Here is a 22,559-nt window from a genome sequence, read left to right on the forward strand (position 1 = left end):
ATAAGGACAACCAAATGCCGCGATTTTCGCTAAACGTGCTGACAATTAACACTCATAAAGGGTTCACTGCCTTCAATCGCCGCTTTATTTTACCCGAGCTGCGCGAAGCGGTGCGTAGCGTCAGCGCCGACATTGTTTGCCTGCAGGAGGTGATGGGTGCGCACGAAATTCATCCGCTGCATATCGAAAACTGGCCGGATACGACCCACTATGAATTTCTTGCCGATACCATGTGGAGCGATTACGCCTACGGTCGCAATGCGGTTTATCCGGAAGGGCATCACGGCAACGCGGTACTTTCTCGCTTTCCTATAGAACATTATCAAAATCTGGATGTTTCGGTCGGCAACAGCGAAAAGCGCGGCCTGCTCTATTGCCGCATCGTCCCGCCCGAAAGCGGGATCGCTATCCATGTGATCTGCGCGCATCTGGGTCTGCGTTCTCATCAGCGCCAGGCCCAGCTGACGATGCTGGCGGACTGGGTAAACGGTTTGCCCGCGGGCGAGCCGGTGGTAGTGGCCGGTGATTTTAACGACTGGCAGCAGCAGGCTAACCGCCAGCTTAAAGCCCAGGCCGGGCTGGAGGAGATTTTTACCCGCGCCAGAGGGCGCCCGGCGCGAACTTTCCCGGTCAGCTTCCCTCTGCTGCGCCTCGACCGCATATACGTAAAAAACGCCCATGCCAGCCAGCCAAAAGCGCTGGCGTTAAAACAGTGGCGTCATTTGTCCGATCATGCACCGCTTAGCGTGGAGATACATCTGTGAAATGCAGCTGGCAGGAAGGAAACCGCATTCGGCTATTAGAAAATGGCGATAACTATTATCCGGCATTATTTGCCGCTATTGATCGCGCGCAGCAGCGGGTGATTCTGGAATCCTTTATCTGGTTCGAGGATGACGTCGGCAAGCAGCTGCATGCCGTGTTGCTCAAAGCGGCCCAGCGCGGCGTGCGCGTAGAAGTCCTACTGGACGGTTACGGCTCTCCGGATTTGAGCGAAAGCTTTGTGGGCGAACTGACGTCGGCCGGGGTGATTTTTCGCTACTACGATCCGCGCCCGCGGCTGCTCGGCATGCGCACCAATTTATTCCGCCGCATGCATCGTAAAATCGTGGTGATCGACGACGTTACCGCCTTTGTCGGCGGCATTAACTACTCCGCCGAGCATATGACCGATTACGGTCCCGAGGCCAAACAGGACTACGCCGTGCAGGTTGAAGGGCCGGTGGTGCTCGACATTCTGCAGTTTGAACTGGAAAACCTGCCCACCAGCGAAGCCACCCGCCGCTGGTGGCGCCGCCGTCGGCATAAGCCCGAAGTCAACCGCAATCCCGGCGAGGCTCAGGCGCTGTTTATCTGGCGGGATAATCAGGATCATCGCGATGATATCGAACGCCACTATCTGAAAATGCTGACCACCGCCCGCCGGGAAGTGATTATCGCCAACGCCTACTTTTTCCCCGGCTATCGGCTGCTGCATGCGATGCGCAACGCTGCCCGCCGCGGCGTACGCGTCAAGCTTATTGTCCAGGGCGAACCGGATATCCCGATTGTTAAATTCGGCGCACGACTGCTGTACCACTACCTGGTCAAAGGCGGCGTGCAGATTTTTGAATATCGCCGCCGTCCGCTGCACGGCAAAGTGGCGCTGGCGGACGACCACTGGGCCACCGTCGGCTCCAGCAACCTCGACCCGCTCAGCCTGTCACTCAATCTGGAAGCCAACCTGGTGATACACGACCGCGAATTCAACCAGACGTTGCGCGATAATCTCAATGGCTTAATCGCCAACGACTGCCGCGAAGTGGATAAGCGCATTTTGTCGAAACGAACCTGGTGGCGGCTCGGGATTAGCGTGCTGGCGTTCCACTTCCTGCGCCACTTCCCCGCGTGGGTCGGATGGCTTCCGGCCCATACGCCCCTGCTGTCGCGCGTTCAGCCTCCGGTTCAGCCAGAAATTGAAACCCAGGATCGCGTGGACCCGGAAAACCAGGAGGTCAAATCCTGATGGCGAAATCTCACCCTCGCTGGCGGATGGCGAAAAAAATCCTGACGGTGCTCTTTTTTATCGCCGTCGTTGTGCTGCTGGTCGTTTACGCACAGAAAATCGACTGGCAGGAAGTGTGGAAAGTGATTCGTGATTACAACCGTACGGCGCTGCTCAGCGCCATAGGCCTGGTTATCGCCAGCTACCTGATCTATGGCTGCTACGACCTGCTGGGACGCGCCTACTGCGGCCACAAGCTGGCTAAACGCCAGGTGATGCTGGTGTCGTTTATTTGCTATGCCTTTAACCTGACGCTCAGCACCTGGGTGGGTGGGATTGGTATGCGCTATCGGCTCTACTCGCGCCTCGGCCTGAGCGGCGCAACCATTACCCGAATTTTTTCGCTGAGCATTACCACCAACTGGCTGGGCTATATTCTGCTCGGCGGCATCATTTTTAGCTCCGGCATGGTGAAGGTGCCCGAGCGCTGGTATATCAGTCAGTCGTCGCTGCAAATTCTCGGCGTCATTTTGCTGCTGATTTCCGCGTTCTATTTATGGGCCTGCGCCTTTGCTAAAAAGCGCCATCTGACGATAAAAGGCCAGCGGCTGGTTCTGCCCTCCTGGCGCTTCGCGATATTGCAGATGGCGGTTTCCAGCCTGAACTGGATGGCGATGGGGGCGATTATCTGGCTACTGCTGGGGCCACAGGTGGACTATTTCCTCGTGCTCGGCGTGCTGCTGGTCAGCAGCATTGCGGGAGTTATCGTGCATATTCCGGCAGGGATTGGCGTGCTTGAGGCGGTGTTTATCGCCATGCTTTCCGGCGAAGATATTTCGCGCGGCGCGATCATCGCCGCCCTGCTCGCCTATCGCGCGCTTTACTACTTCCTGCCGCTGCTGCTGGCGACCATCGGCTACCTGATTCTGGAGAGCCGGGCAAAGCATCTGCGGGCGAAAAACCAGCGCAAGCTGGCGGGTGAGAAGTAAAAAATCCCCGGTCGCGGATGCTGACCGGGGCTGCAGTTTCACGCGGTTTGGTAGATATCGTGGATATCTGCCGCTATTTTATCCACTCCTCTGTTGATGAACTTTCCCGGTGGCGCTTCGCTGACCGTGCTACAAGTTCACCACCGTCTGAGATCCGGTAGCCCGGACAGATGCGCAGCATCGCCTCCGGGAAACTTTGCTTCTGACCAAAGCTAAAGGTTCATCGTTTTCTGCGGTCTGGTAGCCCGGATAAGCGCATCGCGCCGCTCTCCGGGAACGAATTAACGACGGTTGCCGAAAATGCGCAGCAGCATCAGGAACAGGTTGATAAAGTCCAGATACAGCGTCAGAGCCCCGAGAATCGAGTATTTGCGCAGCGTCGACGTATCGCGAACGTCAATCTGCTCGCCGATATTTTTCAGCTTCTGGGTGTCATAGGCGGTCAGGCCGACGAATACGATCACCCCGATATAGGTCACCGCCCACATCAGCGCTTCACTCTTGAGCCAGAAGTTAACCAGCGACGCCAGCACGATACCGATGAGCGCCATAAACAGCATATTGCCGAAGCCGCTCAGATCGCGTTTAGTGGTATAGCCGTAAAGGCTCATCACGCCAAACATCCCGCCGGCAACCACGAAGGTACTGGCGATCGATGAGTAGGTATAGACGAGGAATATACTGGATAAGGTGAGTCCGGTTAGCGCCGAATAGAGCATAAACAGGGTCGTCGCCATACCGGCGCTGAGGCGCTGCACCATGCCCGAGAGCACGAACACCAACCCCAACTGGGCGATAATTAGCCCAAAGAAGGTAATTTTGCTGGAAAAAACAAACATCATCACCGCCGGGGTGTTAGCGGCAAACCACGCGATAAACGCCGTGAGCAGCAGCCCGACCGTCATCCAGCCGTATACCTGCGCCATATAAGTTTGTAGCCCGCTGCGCCCCTGGACGATGGTACCGGAACGAGGATATCTGTCCATGACTGTCTCCTGATTAACGAAATTTATCTTCTAAGCGTACCACACTACCAGCGTTCTGCCGCCTTGCGGTCGCTATCTCGCGCATCCACCCAGCGCTCGCCTTCCGGCGTCGCCTCGCGCTTCCAGAACGGCGCGCGGGTCTTCAGGTAATCCATAATAAACTCCCCCGCCGCAAACGCGCTGCCGCGATGGGCGCTGGTGACGCCGACAAAGACAATCTCTTCCCCGGGCCACATTTCGCCGATACGATGAATCACCGTCACCCGGCCCAGCGGCCAGCGCTCGCGCGCCTGTTCCACGATCTCCGCCAGCGATTTTTCCGTCATTCCCGGATAGTGCTCAAGGGTCAGCGCTTTGACGCTGTCGCCAAGGTTGTGGTTGCGGACTTTACCGGTGAACGTCACCACCGCGCCGTCTTCATCGCGCTCGGCCAGCCAGGGATATTCCTCGCCGACTTTAAAGCGGTCATGGCTGACAATAATACGCGTCTGCGTCATATTAGCCCCCGGTAACCGGCGGGAAAAATGCCACTTCATCCCCGGGCGCCAGCGGATGATCAAAGGTCGTCAGCGTCTGATTTACCGCCGCCAGCAGTTTGCCCTCTTCCAGCGCCAGCGCCCAGCGGTCGCCGCGGGCGATGAGCTGCTGGCGAACGGCTTCAACCGTGGTCAGCCCGTTCGGTTCGAGAGTCAGGGAGTCGGTGCCGAGCAGTTCGCGCACCTGGGCAAAAAAAAGAACTTTAATCATGGCTAGCTTCCACTCTGAAATCGCCGGACTTACCGCCGCTTTTCGCCAGCAGGCGCACCGGGCCAATCACCATATCTTTCTGCACCGCCTTGCACATATCGTAAATGGTCAGCGCGGCAACGGAAGCGGCGGTCAGAGCTTCCATCTCGACGCCGGTTTTACCGGTCAAACGGCACAGGGATTCGATACGCACCCGGTTGTGCTCGGGCTGCGCCTGCAGATTCACTTCGACTTTGCTCAGCATCAGCGGATGACAAAGCGGGATCAGCTCCCAGGTGCGTTTGGCCGCCTGAATCCCGGCGATACGCGCGGTGGCGAAGACGTCGCCTTTGTGATGACTGCCGTCGATAATCATCGCCAGCGTCGTCGCCTGCATTTCAACATAGGCCTCGGCGCGCGCCTCGCGAACCGTCTCCGCTTTCCCTGAGACATCGACCATGTGCGCTTCGCCGGCGGCGTTAATATGGGTCAGCTGTGACATAAACTACTTCTTAAGATGAGAGATAAAGTTGCAAGGGCGCGTGCGCGCATCGAGCTGCGGCGCAATGATATTGTCCCATGCGGTACGACAGGCCTTGGTTGAACCAGGCATGGCAAAAATCAGCGTGCGGTTGGCTACCCCGGCAACGGCGCGGGATTGCAGGGTCGAGGTGCCAATCTCCTCAAAGGAGAGCATGCGGAATACCTCACCGAATCCTTCCACCTCGCGGTCAAACAGCGGCAGCAGCGCTTCCGGCGCCTGGTCGCCGTCGGTAAAGCCGGTACCGCCGGTAATCAGCACCACCTGCACCTCATCGCCGGCAATCCACGCCGATACCTGGGCGCGAATGGCGTAGCGGTTCTCTTTAACAATCGCCTTATCGACGATGACGTGCCCCGCCTCTTGGGCGGCATCGCGCAGCCAGTGGCCGGAGGTGTCGTCCTCTTCGCCGCGTCGGCTGGAAACGGTGAGAATAGCAATACGGGTCGGGATAAACTCAGCGCTGGCCTGACTCATTAGATCGCTCCTTAAAATGCATTATCCGCCAATATACGACAGGTTCTGGGTAATACCGGTGTTGCCCTGATGCAGGAAATGGGTCTGTTTTTTATGGGTTAACGCTTCGGAAATCCGCGCTTCCAGCGCCGGCTGCTGCTGCTCATCGGCAAGCAGATCGCGCAGATCGACGCCGCCTTCGCCAAACAGGCACAGGTGCAGTTTTCCTACGGAAGAGACGCGCAGACGGTTGCAGGTGGCGCAGAAGTCTTTTTCATAAGGCATGATCAGGCCGATTTCCCCGGCATAGTCGGGGTGGCAAAACACCTGCGCCGGACCATCGCTACGCTGGCGGATCTGATGGATCCAGCCGCGGCGCAGCAATTCATCACGCAGCACCATGCCGGATATATGATGGCGGCGGAACAGTTCACTGCCTTCGCCGGTTTCCATCAATTCGATAAAACGTAGCTGAATGCGGCGCGGCTGGATCCACGCGAGAAAGGTATCAAGCTGATGATGGTTAACATCGCGCATCAGCACGGTATTGACCTTCACTTTTTCGAAGCCAGCGGCAAATGCGGCATCAATGCCGTCCATCACCTGACGAAATTTGTCCTGGCCGGTTATAGCATGAAACTGACGGGCGTCGAGGCTATCCACGCTGACGTTAATCGCCGTCAGTCCGGCATCGCGCCAGCTTTCAACATCCCGCGCCAGCCGGTAGCCGTTAGTGGTGACCGCAATCTGGCGAATAGAGGGGTTTTCCCGCACGGCGGCGATGATGTCGGTAAAATCGCGTCGCAGAGAGGGTTCACCGCCGGTCAGGCGCACCTTTTCGGTTCCCAGAGCGGAGAAAGCCCGCGTGACGCGACGCACTTCATCGACGCTGAGAAAGCCTTTATTAGTGACGGCGCCGGGCTTATAGCCATCGGGGAGACAGTAGGTGCAACGAAAGTTGCATACGTCGGTAATCGACAAACGCAGATAGTAAAACTTCCGCGCAAATGCATCGGTAAGCTGTGAAGCCATAGACACCTTTCCAAATACGGGAGACGCGGTCATTTCTTTTCGCGCCCTGGTGGCAACCGAAGTTGTCACGGCCAAAGCACCATATCTTTCGACACAGGCACAGAGGCTAGAGTGTTAGTGGGTTACGCCGAATAGTAGCGCGGAAACCAGGGTTATGCCATACCCACATTTCGTTATGTAACGATGTATATAACGGATTTATCTCGCTTTTTTACGACTAAGCGTGTGAGAAAGCAGCGTAATTCATCCCTCCCCTCTTTGCCTTCGGGCGGTAACAGATCCGTTGAGTATTTAATTTTTCCCGCGCAGTAGGTTATCTGGAGCGCAAAAGCTGTAAAAATATCACCCTGGCAATCGGCGGGAATTCACCAGTACGCTGATATTCTCGCCATTGCCACGCTAAAATATCCTTCATGCCCGGAGAGAACGGACATCGTTTTTTAAGGTGAAATCAGTTACTGTGAGCCCGATTAATTGAGATAAGGATTTTTATGCGCAATCGTACTTTCGCCGATCTTGATCGCGTTGTGGCTCTCGGCGGCGGACACGGGCTGGGACGGGTAATGTCATCGCTTTCTTCGCTGGGTTCGCGCCTGACGGGCATTGTGACTACAACCGATAACGGCGGATCAACAGGACGTATTCGCCGCGCGGAAGGCGGCATCGCCTGGGGCGATATGCGCAACTGTATTAATCAGTTAATTGCTGAACCCAGCGTGGCCTCGGCGATGTTTGAATACCGTTTTAGCGGTAACGGCGAACTTTCCGGGCATAACCTCGGAAACCTGATGCTTAAGGCCCTCGATCATCTGAGCGTTCGGCCGCTTGAAGCGATCAATTTGATCCGCAATTTACTGAAGGTCGATGCGTTTCTGATCCCGATGTCGGAACAGCCGGTCGATCTGATGGCTATCGATCAGGACGGGCACGAAATTTACGGCGAAGTCAATATCGATCAGTTGGCCTGCGTACCGCGCGAGCTTATGCTCTCCCCGCCGGTGCCCACAACCCGGGAGGCGCTAGAAGCTATCGCCGAAGCCGATTTAATCCTCATTGGCCCCGGCAGTTTCTATACCAGCCTGATGCCGATTTTGCTGCTTGATGAACTGGCGCAAGCGCTGCGCCGCACGCCCGCGCCAATGGTATTTATCGATAACCTCGGCAAAGAGCATAGCCCGGCGGCCAGCCTGACGCTGGCCGACAGGGTCGCCATTATGGAGCAACAAATCGGCAAACGAGTAATTGACGCGCTGGTTGTCGGCCCGAAAGCCGATACCGCAGGGGTTGAACAGCGGGTCATCATTCAGACGCCGCTGGACGCCAGCGATGTGCCCTATCGCCACGATCGGCAGCTATTACGCAACGCGCTGGAACAGGCCATTCAGGCGTTAGGTTAATCCTCAAGCGGCTTAATTGTGGCGGCAAAAGCTGGCTGGCTTAAAATCTTAAGGTTGTCTTAAAAAAGAATCGGCAGGATAGCGGACATCTCTTCATGTGGACGTTCGCTATGTCGTTATTTTCTTTACGTCGGCCGGTACTCAACCGTACGGCCTATTTGCTTCTGTTCGCCTGCTATATCGGCCTCGCGCTGAATCTTGCTTTCTATCGCCAGGCATTTACCCTGCTGCCGGTTAACGGTCTGCATAACTGGCTGGTATTCCTCAGTATGCCGATAGTGGCCATCAGCGTGATGAATATCATCACCACTCTCGCCTCGTTCCTGAAGCTCGACCGCCTCGTGGTTAGCCTGTTTATTTTGCTCAGCGCCTCGGCCCAGTATTTTATCTGGACCTTCGGGGTGGTTATCGATCGGGCGATGATTACCAATATTTTCGATACCACGCCCGCGGAGAGCTTTGCGCTGCTCTCCGGGAAAATGGTGCTGATACTGGGGCTTTCCGGCATTCTGGCCGTCGTCGCGGCATGGTGGATCAAAATTCGCAAGCCGCAGACGCTTTGGCGCAGTCTTGCCGTACGGCTGGTGAGCATCGCGGTTTCAGCGCTGCTGATTATTCTGGTCGCCGCCCTCTTCTATAAAGATTACGCTTCGCTGTTTCGCAACAACAAAGAGCTGGTAAAGTCCCTGAGCCCGTCAAACAGCATTGTGGCGGTGAATTCATGGTATGCGCATAACAGAATGGACAATCTTCCGCTGGTCAAAATTGGCGAAGACGCCGTTCAGAAGCCGCAGATGCGCAGCGGGCCGCGGAAAAATCTGACCATTGTAGTGTTAGGTGAAACATCGCGGGCGGCCAACTTCTCCCTGAACGGCTACTCTCGCGAGACCAACCCGCGTCTGAAGCAGGATAACGTGATCTATTTCGCTAATACGACTTCCTGCGGCACCGCTACCGCGGTTTCCGTCCCCTGCATGTTCTCTAATATGCCGCGCGCCCACTATGATGAAGAGCTGGCGCATCATCAGGAAGGCGTGCTGGATATCCTGCAACGGGCGGGAATTAAAGTGCAGTGGAATGACAACGACGGCGGCTGTAAAGGGGCCTGCGACCGGGTGCCGCACGAAAACGTCACCGATCTTAAGCTGAACGGCCAGTGCATCGACGGCGAGTGCTACGACGAAGTGCTGTTCCATAATCTGGATAGCTATATCGATAATCTACAGCAGGACGGGATTATCGTTCTGCATACCATCGGCAGCCACGGGCCGACCTACTACAATCGCTATCCGGCGCAGTTTAAACAGTTTACGCCGACCTGCGATACCAATGAGATCCAGAGCTGCACCCAGCAACAGCTCACTAATACCTACGACAACACGATTTTGTATGTCGATTATGTGGTCGACAAAGCGATAAAATTACTGCAGTCGAAGCAGGATAAATTTACCACCAGCCTGGTATATCTCTCAGATCACGGAGAGTCGCTTGGCGAGGATGGGGTGTATTTGCACGGGCTGCCGTGGTCCATAGCGCCGGATACGCAAAAACATGTGCCCATGCTGCTGTGGTTGTCAGCGGATTATCAACAGCGCTATGGGGTCTCCAGCCAGTGTTTGCAGCAAAAAGCGAAAACCCAAACGTATTCGCAGGATAACCTTTTCTCCACCCTGCTCGGTCTGCTCGGGGTCAGCACTCACGAGTACCAGGCAACAGACGATATTTTAACGCCATGTAGAGAGGCAGGCCGATGAAAATTTTAGTCATTGAAGACGATGCGCTCCTGTTACAAGGATTAATTCTGGCGATGCAAAGCGAGGGCTACGTGTGCGACGGCGTCTCTACCGCCCACGAAGCCGCGCTCTCGCTGGCCAGCAACCACTACAGTCTGGTGGTGCTTGACCTCGGGCTGCCCGATGAGGACGGCCTGCACTTTCTGGCACGCATGCGGCGAGAGAAGTTTAGCCAGCCGGTGCTGATCCTCACCGCCCGCGATACCGTCGATGAACGTATTAGCGGCCTGGATACCGGCGCGGATGACTATCTGGTTAAACCCTTCGCTCTTGAAGAGCTTAACGCGCGCATCCGCGCCCTGCTGCGTCGCCACAACAATCAGGGCGATAACGAGCTGACTATCGGTAACCTGCGCCTGAACGTCACCCGGCGGCTGGTCTGGCTCGGCGAACAGTCCCTGGATCTAACCCCGAAAGAGTACGCGCTGCTCTCCCGCCTGATGATGAAGGCGGGCAGTCCGGTACACCGCGAAATTCTTTATAACGATATCTACAGCTGGGACAACGAACCGGCCACTAATACGCTGGAAGTGCATATCCATAATTTACGCGATAAGGTGGGTAAATCGCGGATCCGCACCGTCCGCGGCTTCGGCTATATGCTGGTCGATAATGCAGGAGCCGAATAACGCTATGGCTCTGTTTGTCAGTAAAAACTGGACCATGCGCCATCGGCTGCTGCTGACCATTGGCGCGATACTGGCGGTTTGCCAGCTCATCAGCGTGTTCTGGCTGTGGCATGAAAGCCAGGAACAGATTCAGCTGCTGGTGGCCAGCGCCATCGAAGGTCATAATAATCAGAAGCATATTGAGCATGAGGTTCGTGAAGCGGTAGCCAGTCTGCTGATCCCGAGCCTGCTGATTATCGGCCTGGCGCTCTATATCTCCCTGCTGGCGGTGAAAAAAATCACCAGGCCGCTATCCCGCCTCCAGCAGGAACTTGAAAGCCGTACCCCGGATAACCTGCGGCCTATCGCCCTGCAAGAGTCGGTGCCCGAAGTCACCGCGGTCACTACCGCGATTAATCAGCTGGTCTCCCGCCTTAACTTAACGCTCGATCGCGAGCGCCTGTTTACCGCCGACGTCGCCCATGAGCTGCGCACGCCCCTGGCCGGATTGCGTCTGCATCTGGAGCTGCTGGCGAAAGTGCATGGCGTTAGCGTCGCCCCGCTGATCCAGCGCCTCGATCAGATGACCAACAGCATTAATCAACTGCTTCAGCTGGCGCGGGTCGGCCAGTCTTTCTCCGCCGGCAGCTATCAGCAGGTCAGGCTGAAGGAAGATGTGATCGAGCCGCTGCGCAGCGAACTGGAGACGATGCTGGAACAGCGTCAGCAAAAGCTGGTGGTCAGCGACAAAGAGGGTGAAGCGATAGTGTCAGGTGACGCCACGCTGGTGCAGGTGATTTTACGCAATCTGGTAGAAAACGCGCATCGTTACAGCCCGACGGGTTCGACGATTAAAGTGTCGATAGCCCCCGGCTCCACGCCGGTTCTGGCGGTAGAAGATGAAGGTCCGGGCATTGATGAGGCCAAAAGCGGTGAATTGAGCAAAGCGTTCGTCCGCATGGACAGCCGCTACGGTGGTATCGGGCTCGGGTTAAGCATCGTCACCCGCATCGCCCAGCTGCACGACGCCCAGTTCTTTTTACATAACCGTCAGCCCGGGCCCGGCGTTCGCGCGTGGGTGCTTTTTCCCGACACGGTCCGTCAGAACGTCAGCACCCATTGATGAAAAAAGGCAACGACGATAACAAAAGCGCAGGTGACTGCCAGATATTCGCGGAAGGTTAATTTTTGCATGGCGCTATCCTCAGTAGATTGAGGATAGTTTCGCCAAACAATATTAAGCCAACATTAAGCATCACGGAAAATCGCGACAGAGGGGCAATAAATAGACAAAACGTGTTGCGCCTCGTTTTGGCTCATGCGCTCGCTTTTCTCTCGGGTGGTGGCTAACGCCTTACCCGCCCCACGAAAAACACCGCCCGTCCCCCCTGAAGCACCGGTAAAGCCCGGGCGATATTTATCTGGCAACTCCGCTACGAAGCGGCGATAAACAGATCGCGCAGCTGATGAAGCTGGTCGCGAATTTGCGCCGCCTCTTCGAACTCCAGATTCTGCGCGTGCTGCATCATCTGCGCTTCCAGCTCGTGGATCTTCTGCTGCAGCGCCTTCGGCGTGAGCGCCACGACATCCGCCTCAACCGGCGAGCGAGACTTGCCGCGCCCCTTAGTTTTCGTTTTGGCAATATTCTGACCGAGCGCCAGAATGTCGACCACTTTCTTATTCAGCCCCTGCGGAACAATACCGTGCTCTTCGTTATAGGCCTGCTGCTTCTCGCGGCGACGTTCGGTTTCACCGATCGCTTTCGCCATTGACGGCGTAATTTTATCGCCATAGAGAATCGCTTTACCGTTGATGTTGCGCGCCGCGCGGCCAATGGTCTGAATCAGCGAGCGTTCAGAGCGCAGGAAGCCTTCTTTATCGGCGTCCAGGATCGCCACCAGCGAGACTTCCGGCATATCCAGACCTTCACGCAGGAGGTTGATCCCTACCAGCACGTCAAACTCGCCGAGGCGCAGATCGCGGATAATCTCCATACGCTCGACGGTATCGATATCCGAATGCAGATAGCGCACCCGCTCGCCGTGCTCTTCCAGATATTCGGTTAAGTCTTCCGCCATCCGTTTGGTCAGCGTGGTGACCAATACGCGCTCGTTGATCGCGGTACGCAGGCGAATTTCCGACAGCAGGTCGTCGACCTGAGTGGCTACCGGGCGCACTTCGATGACCGGATCCAGTAGCCCGGTCGGGCGGACAACCTGGTCGACGACTTCGTCGCCGGATTTATCCAGCTCATAGGTGCCCGGCGTTGCCGAAACGTAGATCGTTTGCGGCGCCAGGGCCTCAAACTCTTCAAACTTCATCGGACGGTTATCCAGCGCGGACGGCAGACGGAAACCGTACTCCACCAGCGTCTCTTTACGCGCCCGGTCTCCGCGGTACATGCCGCCGATTTGCGGAATCGTGACGTGGGATTCATCAATCACCAGCAGACCATCAGCCGGCAGGTAGTCGAACAGCGTCGGCGGCGGCTCGCCCGGCCCGCGCCCTGACAGATAGCGCGAGTAGTTTTCAATCCCCGAGCAGTAGCCTAGCTCGTTCATCATTTCGAGATCGAACTGAGTACGCTGGCTGAGGCGCTGCTCTTCCAGCAGCTTATTGTTTTCCAGCAGCACCTTACGCCGCTCCGCCAGCTCGGTTTTGATCTCTTCCATCGCCTGGACAATACGTTCGCGCGGAGTGACGTAGTGGGTTTTCGGGTAGACGGTAAAGCGCGGGATCGTCGACTCGATGTGGCCGGTGAGCGGGTCGAACAGCGACAGGCGCTCGACTTCTTCATCGAACAGCTCTACGCGCAGCGCGACGTCGTCAGACTCCGCCGGGAAGATATCGATCACCTCGCCGCGCACGCGGAAGGTACCCCGCTGGAAGGCCTGATCGTTGCGGGTATACTGCAGTTCAGCCAGGCGGCGCAAAATGGCGCGCTGGTCGATGATCATGCCGACCGTCAGGTGCAGCATCATCTTCAGATAGAGGTCCGGATCGCCGAGACCGTAGATGGCGGAGACCGAGGCAACCACCACCACGTCACGACGCTCCAGCAGCGCTTTGGTTGCCGACAGACGCATCTGTTCAATATGTTCGTTTACCGAAGCATCTTTCTCGATGAAGGTGTCCGAGCTTGGCACATAGGCTTCCGGCTGATAGTAGTCGTAGTACGAGACGAAATACTCCACCGCGTTCTCCGGGAAGAACTCTTTCATCTCGCCGTATAGCTGCGCCGCCAGCGTTTTGTTCGGCGCCAGCACCATCGTCGGGCGCTGCAGGTCGGCAATGACGTTGGCGATGGTAAAAGTTTTACCTGAGCCGGTCACCCCGAGCAGCGTTTGATGCGCCAGGCCATCTTCCAGCCCCTCTTCCAGGCGACGAATGGCTTCCGGCTGGTCGCCGGAGGGACGGAAAGCAGAATGCAGCTTGAACGGTTTACTCATCTATCAGGACCTGAAGAAGGGTTGAACGGCAGGTCTTTAATTCTACTCGCCAGCACAGCTTTTGCCAATAAAAAATACTGGATATAAAAACAGTATCCTATTATCGTATCCGGGCGAATCAGCCCTTTTTGCCGTCAGAATAGACGAATAAATAGCGCTTTTGCGCATAATCCACCACTCTGTGGGGTTATCCCCAGAAAGTATTGACATTTAACATTTGTCAAGCGAGTGGATGAATGTTTTATGGCAGCCGGTGACACTTTTCTTACAGGCATTGCTTTTATTTAAGCATTTGAAATATAATGAAATTTAATAAAAGACGGGTTTCGCGTCAATTCGCCCGCAGGCCGCGTAGTCTCTAGCTTACCGCAAGTTTTCTAACTCTAATACACAAGGTTATCCACAGGAATAGTGGATAACTGTCTGCAGCCCCTGACCCAAGCCACCCGAACAAAACCGAGCGGACCGGCAAAACCCGCTGCGAAAAAAATTTATTGAATTTTTTTTGCTGTTTATCGGCAAAGATTAGCTGGATTTTTTATTATTTTTTGCACCACATTCCAGCGCGCGGGCACCGGGAAAGTGCAAGCGCCGTCCGCTTTCTGACGCCGCCGCCTGCATTCAACGGCAAAAACCGAGAGTTCTTTTTCCTGGCAAGAGATTTGCAGCATCTTCTCGTCGCCTGATATCTCAGGAAAGGAGAAAACGTCTATGTTGAGTCTACGTGCCGTGAATCACTATTACGGAAGCCAGCACACGCTGTGGAATGTTGACCTTGAACTCTGGCCGGGGAAATGCACCTGCGTGCTGGGGCGTCAGGGCATGGGTAAAACCACGCTGGTTAACTGTATTACCGGGCATCTGCCAGTCGCCAGCGGCAGTATGACCTGGCAGGACGCGGGGGCGGCTCCTTATGACCTGATGCCGCTCTCCGCCCAGTCGCGCAGCGCTATCGGCATAGGCTACGTCCCGCAGGATAAACGTATTTTTTCGCAGCTAAGCGTTGAGGAAAATCTGCATATAGCCCTTGCTGCGGGCGGCGAATCCGCATCGGGCATGGCCGGAGAGATTTATGAGCTCTTTCCGGAGCTTTACGCGCTGCGCCAAAGTAAAGGGATTACCCTGACCGCCGACGACCAGTACCAGCTGGCGCTGGCGAGGGCGTTGATAACCCGCCCGCGCCTGCTGATCCTCGACGAACCCTCACGCGGCGGCGGCCCGCGCTTTTTGCACAAGCTCGGGGATTTACTGGTACGGTTGAACCGCGATATTGGCCTGACGGTGCTGATCGCCGAACAACACCTGCCGTTTATCCGTCGGGTGGCGGATCGTTTCTGTCTCCTGCACTGCGGACGCAGCGTGGCCCAGGGCGACGTTATGCAGTTGGATGCGCCGCTGCTGGCAAAATGGATGACGCCGGATCCAGCGCGCTGAGATCGAGATACTGGCCGAGATCCTCGCGCTGCTGCGCATTCGCCAGCCACGGAATTTCTCCAAGCAGCGGCGCGGGCAGTACGCGCTCTAGCGTTGCCAGATATTCAGAGTGACGCTTGCCCGGCGGCTGGATATCGTTAGCGATCCATCCCGCCAGCGGCAGTCCGGCCTGCTGCACCGCCTGAGCGGTCAGCATCGCGTGGTTGATGCACCCCAGCTTGACCCCGACGACGAGAATCACCGGTAGCCGCTCCGCCTGTACCCAATCGGCAAAGGTCAGCGTTTCTGACAGCGGCGTAAACCAGCCCCCCGCCCCTTCCACCAGTACCCAATCAGACCGTTCCTCCAGTTCGCGCAGACCCGCAGAGATCGCGGCGGCGTCAATCGGCCTCCCTTCATCGGCGCTAATGATATGCGGCGAGGTCGGCTCGGCAAAGGTAAAGGGATTAATCTGTTCGTAGCTCAGCACCGCGCGGCTATTGCGCTGCAGGGCCAACGCATCTTCATTGCGCAATCCCTGCGCCGTATGGTCGCTGCCGGAGGCCACCGGTTTATAGCCCGCGCTATGAAATCCCGCGCGGTTAGCCGCCTGCAGCAGCGCGCAGCTGGCGACGGTTTTCCCCACTTCGGTGTCGGTACCGGTAACGAAAAAACGTTTAATCACGTTCGATGACTCCTGTAAAAAGTTGGTACGTCAGCGGACTTTGTCCCTGCTGCTGCGGCCAGGCGAGCTGAAGCTGCCGCAGCTTACCGCGGCTGAGCGGCGCAGGGCTGCGTCCGTGGTGCAGATGGGTAGCGCCGATGCCTTTCAGCGAGCGCATCGCGCTGAGCGCATCGGTAAACGGCAGCGTAATGGCATGGACGCGGCCGGTCGCGCGGCGACCGGCCAGCGCATCACGCACCGCCTGCTCGCTGAGAAAACGGTTGGCGTGCGGCTGCTCATCGATAGCTCGCCAGGCCTGGTTCAGCTCCGGCAAAGAGCCCGCCAGTAGGGTGCTGAACGCCACGCGTCCGCCGGGCCGCACCACCCGGGAAAGTTCGTCAAGGGCGGTGACGAGGTTGTCGCACCACTGCACCGCCAGGTTGCTCCACGCCAGGTCGACGCAGCCGTTCGCCAGCGGCAGCGCTTCGATGTCGCCTTCGACGTAGCAATGCGCGCAGCCGCCGCGGCGGGCTTCAGCCAGCATGTCGACGGAAAGGTCCAGCGCCGTCACCCGACTCCCCGCATCAAGCCAGAAGCGGCTCATGCTACCGGGACCGCAACCCGCGTCCAGCACCTCGGGGAAGGTTTTAATATCGAGCTGCGCCAGCAGCAGAGAGGCGCTACGCCGCTGTAATTCGTCATGCAGGGCGTACTGTCCCGCCGCGCGGCCAAACGCCGCCGCTACCGCGCGTTTATTCACCACCGTCATGCAGTACCTCCAGCAGCCGGGCAATATCGGCGGAATCGTGCGCAGCGGTCAACGTCAGGCGCAGGCGGGCGCTACCGACGGGAACCGTCGGCGGGCGGATTGCCGTCGCCCAGCAGCCGCGCTCGCGTAGACAGGCTGCCAGCCGCAGCGCGCGAGCGTTATCGCCGACGATCAGCGGCTGAATCGCGCTGTCAGAATGGGTCAGTTCGCCGGAATAATGGGTCATTTCGCGGCGAAAATCTGCAATATGGCCAGCCAGCTTTTCCCGCCGCTGCCGGCCATCGTCGCTACGTATCACCTCAAGCGCGGCGCTGAGCGCCACTGCCTGCGCCGGGGGCATGGCGGTGCTGTAAATGAGATGGCGGGCAAACTGCAGCAGATAATCCGCCAGCGCTTCGCTACAGAGGACCGCCGCCCCGCTGACGCCAAACGCTTTACCGAAGGTGACGTTCAGCAAATCCGGATGAACCTGCTGGCTATAACAGCTGCCTCGCCCCTCTTCGCCGAGCGCGCCGATACCGTGCGCGTCGTCAACCAGCAGAAGCGCCCCGGCCTCCCGCGACGCTTGCTGAACCTCCGCCAGCGGCGCGCTATCGCCGTCCATGCTAAAAATGCCTTCAGTCACCACCAGCTGCTGACCGGATAGCGGTTTCGCCAGCAGTTCCCGCAGATGTCGGGAGTCATTGTGCTGAAAACGCCGCAGCTGCGCCGGGCTAAGGCTGGCGGCTTCCAGCAACGAGGCGTGGCTGAGACGATCGGCGACAATCCGATCCTCTTTGCCCGCGAGAGCGGCAATCACCGCCTGATTCGCGGCAAAGCCGGAAATAAACAGCAGCGCGCGCGGATAGCCCAGCCAGTCGGCCAGCTGGTCTTCCAGCACGTGGTGCGCCTCGCTGTAGCCGCTGACGTGGCCGGAACCGCCGCTGCCGACGCCGTAGCGCTCCGCGCCCTGCTGCCAGGCCTTGACGATCGTTGGATGCTGACTGAGGCCCAGATAATCGTTGCTGGAAAAATTGAGCCAGCGCTGCCCTTCACGAATAAGCCAGCGTCCTGCGCCCTGGGTCACCGGCAGGCGACGGCGCAACGCATCCGCCGCCTGCCGCTCCGCCAGCGCTTGTTCGATACGGTGCTGCCAGCTCATAGCGCCGCCGCGTTGTAATATTCCTCGGTATCCGGGTTCATCAACGCCTGCTCCAGGCGCTGCTGTTGGGCGTTATCGCCTTCCAGCACCGCGGTCTGCTGCGGGTTGATCCCCAGCTTGCGGAACAGCTGCAGGTCTTTATCCTCTTCCGGGTTTGGCGTGGTCAGCAGCTTGCAGCCGTAGAAAATCGAGTTCGCCCCGGCCATAAAGCACATCGCCTGGGTCTGTTCGTTCATCTGTTCGCGACCGGCGGAAAGGCGCACGTGCGAGGTCGGCATCATGATGCGCGCAATGGCGATAGTACGAATAAAATCAAAGGCATCAACGTCGTCATTATCCGCCAGCGGCGTGCCTTTGACCTTTACCAGCATATTGATCGGCACGCTTTCCGGCGGCGTCGGCAGATTGGCCAACTGCAGCAGCAGCCCGGCACGGTCTTTGACCGTTTCCCCGAGCCCGACAATACCGCCGGAGCACACTTTAATTCCGGCATCGCGCACTTTGTCGAGGGTATCGAGGCGCTCCTGATAAGTGCGGGTGGTAATAATATTGCCGTAGAACTCCGGCGAGGTATCGAGGTTGTGGTTGTAGTAATCCAGGCCGGCGCCTGCCAGACGCTGCGCCTGGCTCTCGTTCAGCGTGCCAAGCGTCATACATGCCTCCAGCCCCAGCGCTTTCACCCCTTTTACCATCTGCTCAAGATACGGCATATCGCGATCGTTCGGGTTCTTCCACGCCGCGCCCATACAGAAGCGGGTTGAACCGGCTTGTTTCGCCTGCCGCGCCGACTCCAGCACCTGCTCAACCTCCATCAGGCGTTCGGATTCAAGGCCGGTTTTATAGCGCGCGCTTTGCGGGCAGTATTTGCAATCTTCCGGGCAGGCGCCGGTCTTAATCGACAGCAGCGTGCTGACCTGAACCTGGCGCGGGTCGAAGTGTTGACGGTGGACCTGCTGCGCTTCAAACAGCAGATCCAGAAATGGTTTATTAAATAACTCAGTGACTTGCGACATTGTCCAACGTGGGTGGTGAGCCATTAGCCTCTCCAAAAGTCGTACACGTTCTATTTCACACAGCCTCTTTGTTGGCTGCACTCGCGCACCCCAGTCACATAGTGAACTTTGCTCATGGGGTTTTCTCGTTTGCCGCCTCGATGCTGCGCGAAATATTTTGTGTACGATTCATTGTAAGTTCAGTGTAGACTTGTAAACCTAAATGTTTTCAAAATGGTTTACAAGTCGATTATGACAACGGACGATCTCGCTTTCGATCGGCGCCACATCTGGCACCCTTACACTTCAATGACTTCACCGCTGCCGGTCTATCCGGTAGTGGCCGCCCACGGCTGCGAGCTGACCCTCGCCGGCGGCGAGCAGCTGGTTGACGGCATGTCGTCCTGGTGGGCGGCGATTCATGGCTACAATCACCCGCGCCTGAATGCGGCGATGAAAGCGCAGATCGACCAGATGTCGCACGTCATGTTTGGTGGGATAACCCACCCTTCGGCGGTGGCCCTGTGCCGCCAGCTGGTGGCGATGACCCCGGAAAGCCTTGAGTGCGTGTTCCTCGCCGATTCCGGCTCCGTTGCCGTCGAAGTGGCGATGAAAATGGCGCTACAGTACTGGCAGGCGAAGGGCGACCCGCGCCGGCGCTTTCTTACTTTCCGCAACGGCTATCACGGCGATACCTTCGGCGCGATGTCGGTCTGCGATCCGACGAACTCAATGCACAGCCTGTGGCAAGGTTATTTGCCGGATAACCTCTTCGCCCCGGCGCCGCAGAGCCGCTTCGACGGCGACTGGGATGAGCGGGATATGGCGCCGTTCGCCCGACTGATGGCCGCCCATCGTCATGAAATCGCCGCGGTGATCCTCGAGCCGATTGTTCAGGGCGCGGGCGGAATGCGGATGTACCATCCCGAGTGGCTCCGGCGGATCCGCAGAATGTGCGATCGCGAAGGTATCCTGCTGATCGCCGATGAGATTGCCACCGGGTTCGGCCGCACCGGTAAGCTGTTTGCCTGCGAGCACGCGGGGATTACGGCGGATATTCTGTGCCTTGGCAAAGCGCTAACCGGCGGTACCATGACGCTCTCCGCCACCCTCACCACGCGTCAGGTGGCGGAAACCATCAGCGACGGTGAAGCGGGCTGCTTTATGCACGGACCGACCTTTATGGGCAATCCGCTGGCCTGCGCGGTGGCGACCGAGAGTCTGCGTCTGCTGGAAAGCGGCGAGTGGCAGCAGCAGGTGGCGGGGATCGGAGTGCAGCTCAACGCCGAGCTGGCCCCGGCGCGCGAATCTGAACAGGTTGCCGACGTGCGGGTCTTAGGGGCGATTGGCGTGGTTGAGACGCATCGACCGGTTAATATGGCCGCCCTGCAGCGCTTCTTCGTCGAACAAGGCGTGTGGATACGTCCGTTCGGTCGCCTGATCTATCTGATGCCGCCGTACATCATTACGCCGGAGCAGCTAAGCCGCCTGACGCGGGCGGTTAACATCGCCGTTCAGGATGAAACATTTTTTAGCGAATAAGAGACGGTAAAGGCGCGGCGCACGCGCTACACTTCTTTGCTAATCAGTGAATTAATGCGAGGAGAGACGATGAAATTAATCAGTCATGATTTGCAGGACGGCGAGAAGCTGCCTAATCGCCATGTCTTCAACGGCATGGGCTACGATGGCGATAATATTTCACCGCACCTGGCGTGGGATGAGGTGCCGGCCGGCACTAAAAGCTTTGTGGTGACCTGTTTCGATCCCGATGCGCCGACCGGTTCCGGCTGGTGGCACTGGCTGGTGGCCAACCTTCCCGCCGATACCCGCGTGTTACCGCAGGGAGCCGGTTCCGGCCAGGCCGAACTGCCCGAAGAGGCGATTCAGACTCGTACCGATTTCGGTCAGACCGGATACGGCGGCGCAGCGCCGCCGAAGGGCGAGACCCATCGTTATATCTTTACCGTCCACGCGCTGGACGTCGAAAAAATTGCAGTCGATGAGGGCGCAAGCGGCGCGATGGTCGGCTTTAACGTCCATTTCCACAGCCTCGGCAGCGCGTCGATTACCGCCCTGTTTAGCTAACGATCCCGGAGGCGGTACTGCGCACCGGTCCGGGCTACAAAATCCGCAAACCATACGGACCCGTAGCCCGGACAGGCGTAACGCGCCGCCTCCGGGAAGATTAACTACTCCGTCACCGCCAGCACGGCGTTTTTTCTGACCCGCGCGAACCACACCGCCGTCAGCAGGCCGAGCCACACCAAACCGGCGATCAGCGCAATCCGCGTCTCTTCCACCATCCCCAGCACCGCAATAACCAGTCCCATAAACAGTAGCGTCAGCAGCGGCGCAACCGGCCAGAACGGCACCGGAAACGCGATAGCGCTACGCTCCTCAGCGGACAGACCGCGACGCATCGCAAAGTGGGCCAGCAGGATCATTAACCAGACCCATACCGTCGCGAAGGCCGCCAGCGAGGCAATCAGCACAAACACCTGCTCCGGCATCAGATAATTCAGCACCACCGCTGCCAGCAGCGCCACGCCCATGACCACCACCGTCATCCACGGCACCCCGTTGCTGGCGATGCGCTGGAAGCTCTTCGGCGCCAGCCCCTCTTTCGCCATACCGTACATCATGCGCCCCGCGCCAAAAATATCGCTGTTAATCGCCGAAATGCTGGCGCTGATGACGATGATATTCAGAATGGTGGCCGCTGCCGGAATGCCCAGGCCATCGAATATCAGTACGAAAGGACTACCTCGCTCGCCGAAGCTGTTCCACGGGAAAATCGCCATCAGAATCGCCAGGGTGCAGACATAAAACAGCACGATACGCAGCGGAATCGTATTGATCGCCTGCGGGATCACCTTGTGCGGATTCTTCGCTTCCGCAGCGGTGACGCCGATGATCTCAACGCCGCCAAAGGCAAACATGACGATTCCGAGCGAAGCCACGATCCCCTCCCAGCCGTTAGGGGCAAAGCCGCCGTGACTCCATAGGTTATCCAGCCCGGTTGCCGGGAAGGCGTTACCGAATCCGAAGAAAATAATGCTGCCGCCCGCCACAATCATGGCAATAATCGCCACCACTTTGATTAGCGACAGCCAGAACTCCATCTCGCCGAAAACGCGCACGCTGCACAGGTTCATGGCGCCGATAAAAAAGATAATGCTCAGCACCCAGATCCAGCGCGGAACATCGGGATACCACAGCCCCATGTAGATGCCGAAAGCGGTCACGTCCGCGAGGGCGACGATCACCATCTCAAAGGTGTAGGTCCAGCCGGTAATAAACCCCGCCAGCGGGCCAAGATACTGTCGCGCGTAGCTGCTGAAGGAGCCGGAAACCGGGTTGCGTACCGCCATTTCCCCCAGCGCCCGCATCACGATAAACACCGCCGCGCCGCCAATCAGATAGGCCAGCAGTACCGCCGGGCCTGCGGCCTTGATCGCCGATGCCGAGCCGTAGAACAGCCCGGTGCCGATGGCGGAACCGAGCGCGATAAAACGAATGTGACGGGCATTCAGCCCGCGCAGCAGGTGTGGCTTGTTTTGTTGTTGCATATGCAAGTGTCCTGATAGTTTTTATACGACGACAAATATGCGTGTAG

At 57.8% G+C, this 22,559-nt stretch carries 22 protein-coding genes and 1 riboswitch; of the genes, 10 read left to right on the forward strand and 12 right to left on the reverse strand.

Annotation, left to right across the window (positions count from 1 at the left end; translation table 11 throughout):
- Positions 1 to 14: 14 nt before the first annotated feature.
- Genes KO1_RS12630 through KO1_RS12640 form a run of 3 tightly spaced genes read left to right on the forward strand, consistent with a single transcriptional unit; the run spans position 15 to position 2,973 of the window.
- The gene (locus KO1_RS12630) at positions 15 to 764 is read left to right on the forward strand and encodes an endonuclease/exonuclease/phosphatase family protein (protein WP_004100457.1); all 750 of its coding nucleotides are present in this window, start codon (positions 15 to 17) and stop codon (positions 762 to 764) included.
- Complete coding sequence (clsB, locus tag KO1_RS12635) at positions 761 to 2,005, forward strand: cardiolipin synthase ClsB (protein WP_004100455.1); 1,245 nt, start codon at positions 761 to 763, stop codon at positions 2,003 to 2,005. Before KO1_RS12630 ends, clsB begins: the two co-directional genes overlap by 4 nt.
- Positions 2,005 to 2,973, forward strand: coding sequence for a lysylphosphatidylglycerol synthase transmembrane domain-containing protein (locus tag KO1_RS12640; RefSeq protein ID WP_004100453.1), 969 nt, complete (start codon positions 2,005 to 2,007; stop codon positions 2,971 to 2,973). Before clsB ends, KO1_RS12640 begins: the two co-directional genes overlap by 1 nt.
- Positions 2,974 to 3,254: 281 nt before the next feature.
- On the opposite strand, the gene KO1_RS12645 is transcribed toward KO1_RS12640, so the two are convergent.
- The 6 genes from KO1_RS12645 to moaA form a co-directional block, all read right to left on the reverse strand.
- Entirely contained in the window at positions 3,255 to 3,959 is a 705-nt protein-coding gene (locus KO1_RS12645; protein ID WP_004100449.1) for a Bax inhibitor-1/YccA family protein, read from the reverse strand.
- A 44-nt stretch (positions 3,960 to 4,003) separates the two neighbouring features.
- Positions 4,004 to 4,456: a molybdopterin synthase catalytic subunit MoaE gene (moaE, locus tag KO1_RS12650; RefSeq protein ID WP_004100447.1), complete on the reverse strand. Its 453-nt coding sequence runs from the start codon at positions 4,454 to 4,456 to the stop codon at positions 4,004 to 4,006.
- Position 4,457: 1 nt separating this feature from the next.
- Positions 4,458 to 4,706, reverse strand: a complete 249-nt coding sequence (moaD, locus tag KO1_RS12655; protein WP_004100442.1) for a molybdopterin synthase sulfur carrier subunit — start codon at positions 4,704 to 4,706, stop codon at positions 4,458 to 4,460.
- The gene (moaC, locus tag KO1_RS12660) at positions 4,699 to 5,187 is read right to left on the reverse strand and encodes a cyclic pyranopterin monophosphate synthase MoaC (RefSeq protein WP_004100440.1); all 489 of its coding nucleotides are present in this window, start codon (positions 5,185 to 5,187) and stop codon (positions 4,699 to 4,701) included. The genes moaD and moaC overlap by 8 nt, the downstream gene beginning before the upstream one ends.
- Before the next feature lie 3 nt (positions 5,188 to 5,190).
- A complete protein-coding gene (gene moaB, locus KO1_RS12665) occupies positions 5,191 to 5,703 on the reverse strand; it encodes a molybdenum cofactor biosynthesis protein B (RefSeq protein ID WP_004100439.1) in 513 nt (170 codons plus the stop codon).
- 21 nt (positions 5,704 to 5,724) lie between these two features.
- Positions 5,725 to 6,714 carry a GTP 3',8-cyclase MoaA gene (gene moaA / locus KO1_RS12670; RefSeq protein WP_004111553.1) on the reverse strand — a complete coding sequence of 330 codons (990 nt, stop codon included), beginning with the start codon at positions 6,712 to 6,714 and terminating at the stop codon, positions 5,725 to 5,727.
- Positions 6,702 to 6,840: riboswitch (molybdenum cofactor riboswitch) on the reverse strand. (Overlaps the previous gene by 13 nt.)
- Positions 6,841 to 7,205: 365 nt before the next feature.
- Between moaA and yvcK the strand changes: the two genes are divergently transcribed.
- The 4 genes from yvcK to pmrB all read left to right on the forward strand — a co-directional run bounded on the left by yvcK (position 7,206) and on the right by pmrB (position 11,635).
- Positions 7,206 to 8,111: a uridine diphosphate-N-acetylglucosamine-binding protein YvcK gene (yvcK, locus tag KO1_RS12675; RefSeq protein WP_004100435.1), complete on the forward strand. Its 906-nt coding sequence runs from the start codon at positions 7,206 to 7,208 to the stop codon at positions 8,109 to 8,111.
- 110 nt (positions 8,112 to 8,221) lie between these two features.
- On the forward strand, positions 8,222 to 9,865 hold the full coding sequence (gene eptA / locus KO1_RS12680; protein WP_024273943.1) for a phosphoethanolamine transferase EptA: 1,644 nt from the start codon (positions 8,222 to 8,224) through the stop codon (positions 9,863 to 9,865).
- Positions 9,862 to 10,533 (forward strand): two-component system response regulator PmrA, encoded by a 672-nt coding sequence (gene pmrA / locus KO1_RS12685; RefSeq protein ID WP_004100425.1) that lies wholly within the window; start codon positions 9,862 to 9,864, stop codon positions 10,531 to 10,533. The genes eptA and pmrA overlap by 4 nt, the downstream gene beginning before the upstream one ends.
- Positions 10,534 to 10,537: 4 nt before the next feature.
- Positions 10,538 to 11,635 carry a two-component system sensor histidine kinase PmrB gene (pmrB, locus tag KO1_RS12690; protein ID WP_004111547.1) on the forward strand — a complete coding sequence of 366 codons (1,098 nt, stop codon included), beginning with the start codon at positions 10,538 to 10,540 and terminating at the stop codon, positions 11,633 to 11,635.
- A 310-nt stretch (positions 11,636 to 11,945) separates the two neighbouring features.
- Here pmrB and uvrB read toward each other — a convergent pair whose 3' ends face one another.
- The gene (gene uvrB, locus KO1_RS12695) at positions 11,946 to 13,961 is read right to left on the reverse strand and encodes an excinuclease ABC subunit UvrB (RefSeq protein ID WP_024273942.1); all 2,016 of its coding nucleotides are present in this window, start codon (positions 13,959 to 13,961) and stop codon (positions 11,946 to 11,948) included.
- Between the two features lie 711 nt (positions 13,962 to 14,672).
- Here uvrB and KO1_RS12700 point away from each other — a divergent pair.
- Positions 14,673 to 15,395, forward strand: coding sequence for an ABC transporter ATP-binding protein (locus tag KO1_RS12700; RefSeq protein WP_024273941.1), 723 nt, complete (start codon positions 14,673 to 14,675; stop codon positions 15,393 to 15,395).
- Here KO1_RS12700 and bioD read toward each other — a convergent pair.
- The 4 genes from bioD to bioB are packed head-to-tail and all read right to left on the reverse strand — an operon-like array spanning position 15,337 to position 18,985.
- Positions 15,337 to 16,059, reverse strand: coding sequence for a dethiobiotin synthase (gene bioD / locus KO1_RS12705; RefSeq protein WP_024273940.1), 723 nt, complete (start codon positions 16,057 to 16,059; stop codon positions 15,337 to 15,339). The genes KO1_RS12700 and bioD overlap by 59 nt on opposite strands.
- The gene (gene bioC, locus KO1_RS12710) at positions 16,052 to 16,807 is read right to left on the reverse strand and encodes a malonyl-ACP O-methyltransferase BioC (protein ID WP_024273939.1); all 756 of its coding nucleotides are present in this window, start codon (positions 16,805 to 16,807) and stop codon (positions 16,052 to 16,054) included. The genes bioD and bioC overlap by 8 nt, the downstream gene beginning before the upstream one ends.
- Positions 16,791 to 17,948 carry an 8-amino-7-oxononanoate synthase gene (gene bioF / locus KO1_RS12715; protein ID WP_024273938.1) on the reverse strand — a complete coding sequence of 386 codons (1,158 nt, stop codon included), beginning with the start codon at positions 17,946 to 17,948 and terminating at the stop codon, positions 16,791 to 16,793. The genes bioC and bioF overlap by 17 nt, the downstream gene beginning before the upstream one ends.
- Complete coding sequence (gene bioB / locus KO1_RS12720; RefSeq protein WP_004111537.1) at positions 17,945 to 18,985, reverse strand: biotin synthase BioB; 1,041 nt, start codon at positions 18,983 to 18,985, stop codon at positions 17,945 to 17,947. Before bioB ends, bioF begins: the two co-directional genes overlap by 4 nt.
- A 207-nt stretch (positions 18,986 to 19,192) precedes the next feature.
- Between bioB and bioA the strand changes: the two genes are divergently transcribed.
- Complete coding sequence (gene bioA, locus KO1_RS12725) at positions 19,193 to 20,482, forward strand: adenosylmethionine--8-amino-7-oxononanoate transaminase (protein WP_024273937.1); 1,290 nt, start codon at positions 19,193 to 19,195, stop codon at positions 20,480 to 20,482.
- A 69-nt stretch (positions 20,483 to 20,551) separates the two neighbouring features.
- On the forward strand, positions 20,552 to 21,028 hold the full coding sequence (locus KO1_RS12730; protein ID WP_016808907.1) for a kinase inhibitor: 477 nt from the start codon (positions 20,552 to 20,554) through the stop codon (positions 21,026 to 21,028).
- A gap of 104 nt (positions 21,029 to 21,132) precedes the next feature.
- On the opposite strand, the gene KO1_RS12735 is transcribed toward KO1_RS12730, so the two are convergent.
- A complete protein-coding gene (locus tag KO1_RS12735) occupies positions 21,133 to 22,512 on the reverse strand; it encodes an amino acid permease (RefSeq protein WP_004111531.1) in 1,380 nt (459 codons plus the stop codon).
- Between the last annotated feature and the right edge of the window lie 47 nt (positions 22,513 to 22,559).

This window comes from Klebsiella oxytoca NBRC 105695, assembly GCF_001598695.1.
Taxonomy (GTDB): domain Bacteria; phylum Pseudomonadota; class Gammaproteobacteria; order Enterobacterales; family Enterobacteriaceae; genus Klebsiella; species Klebsiella oxytoca.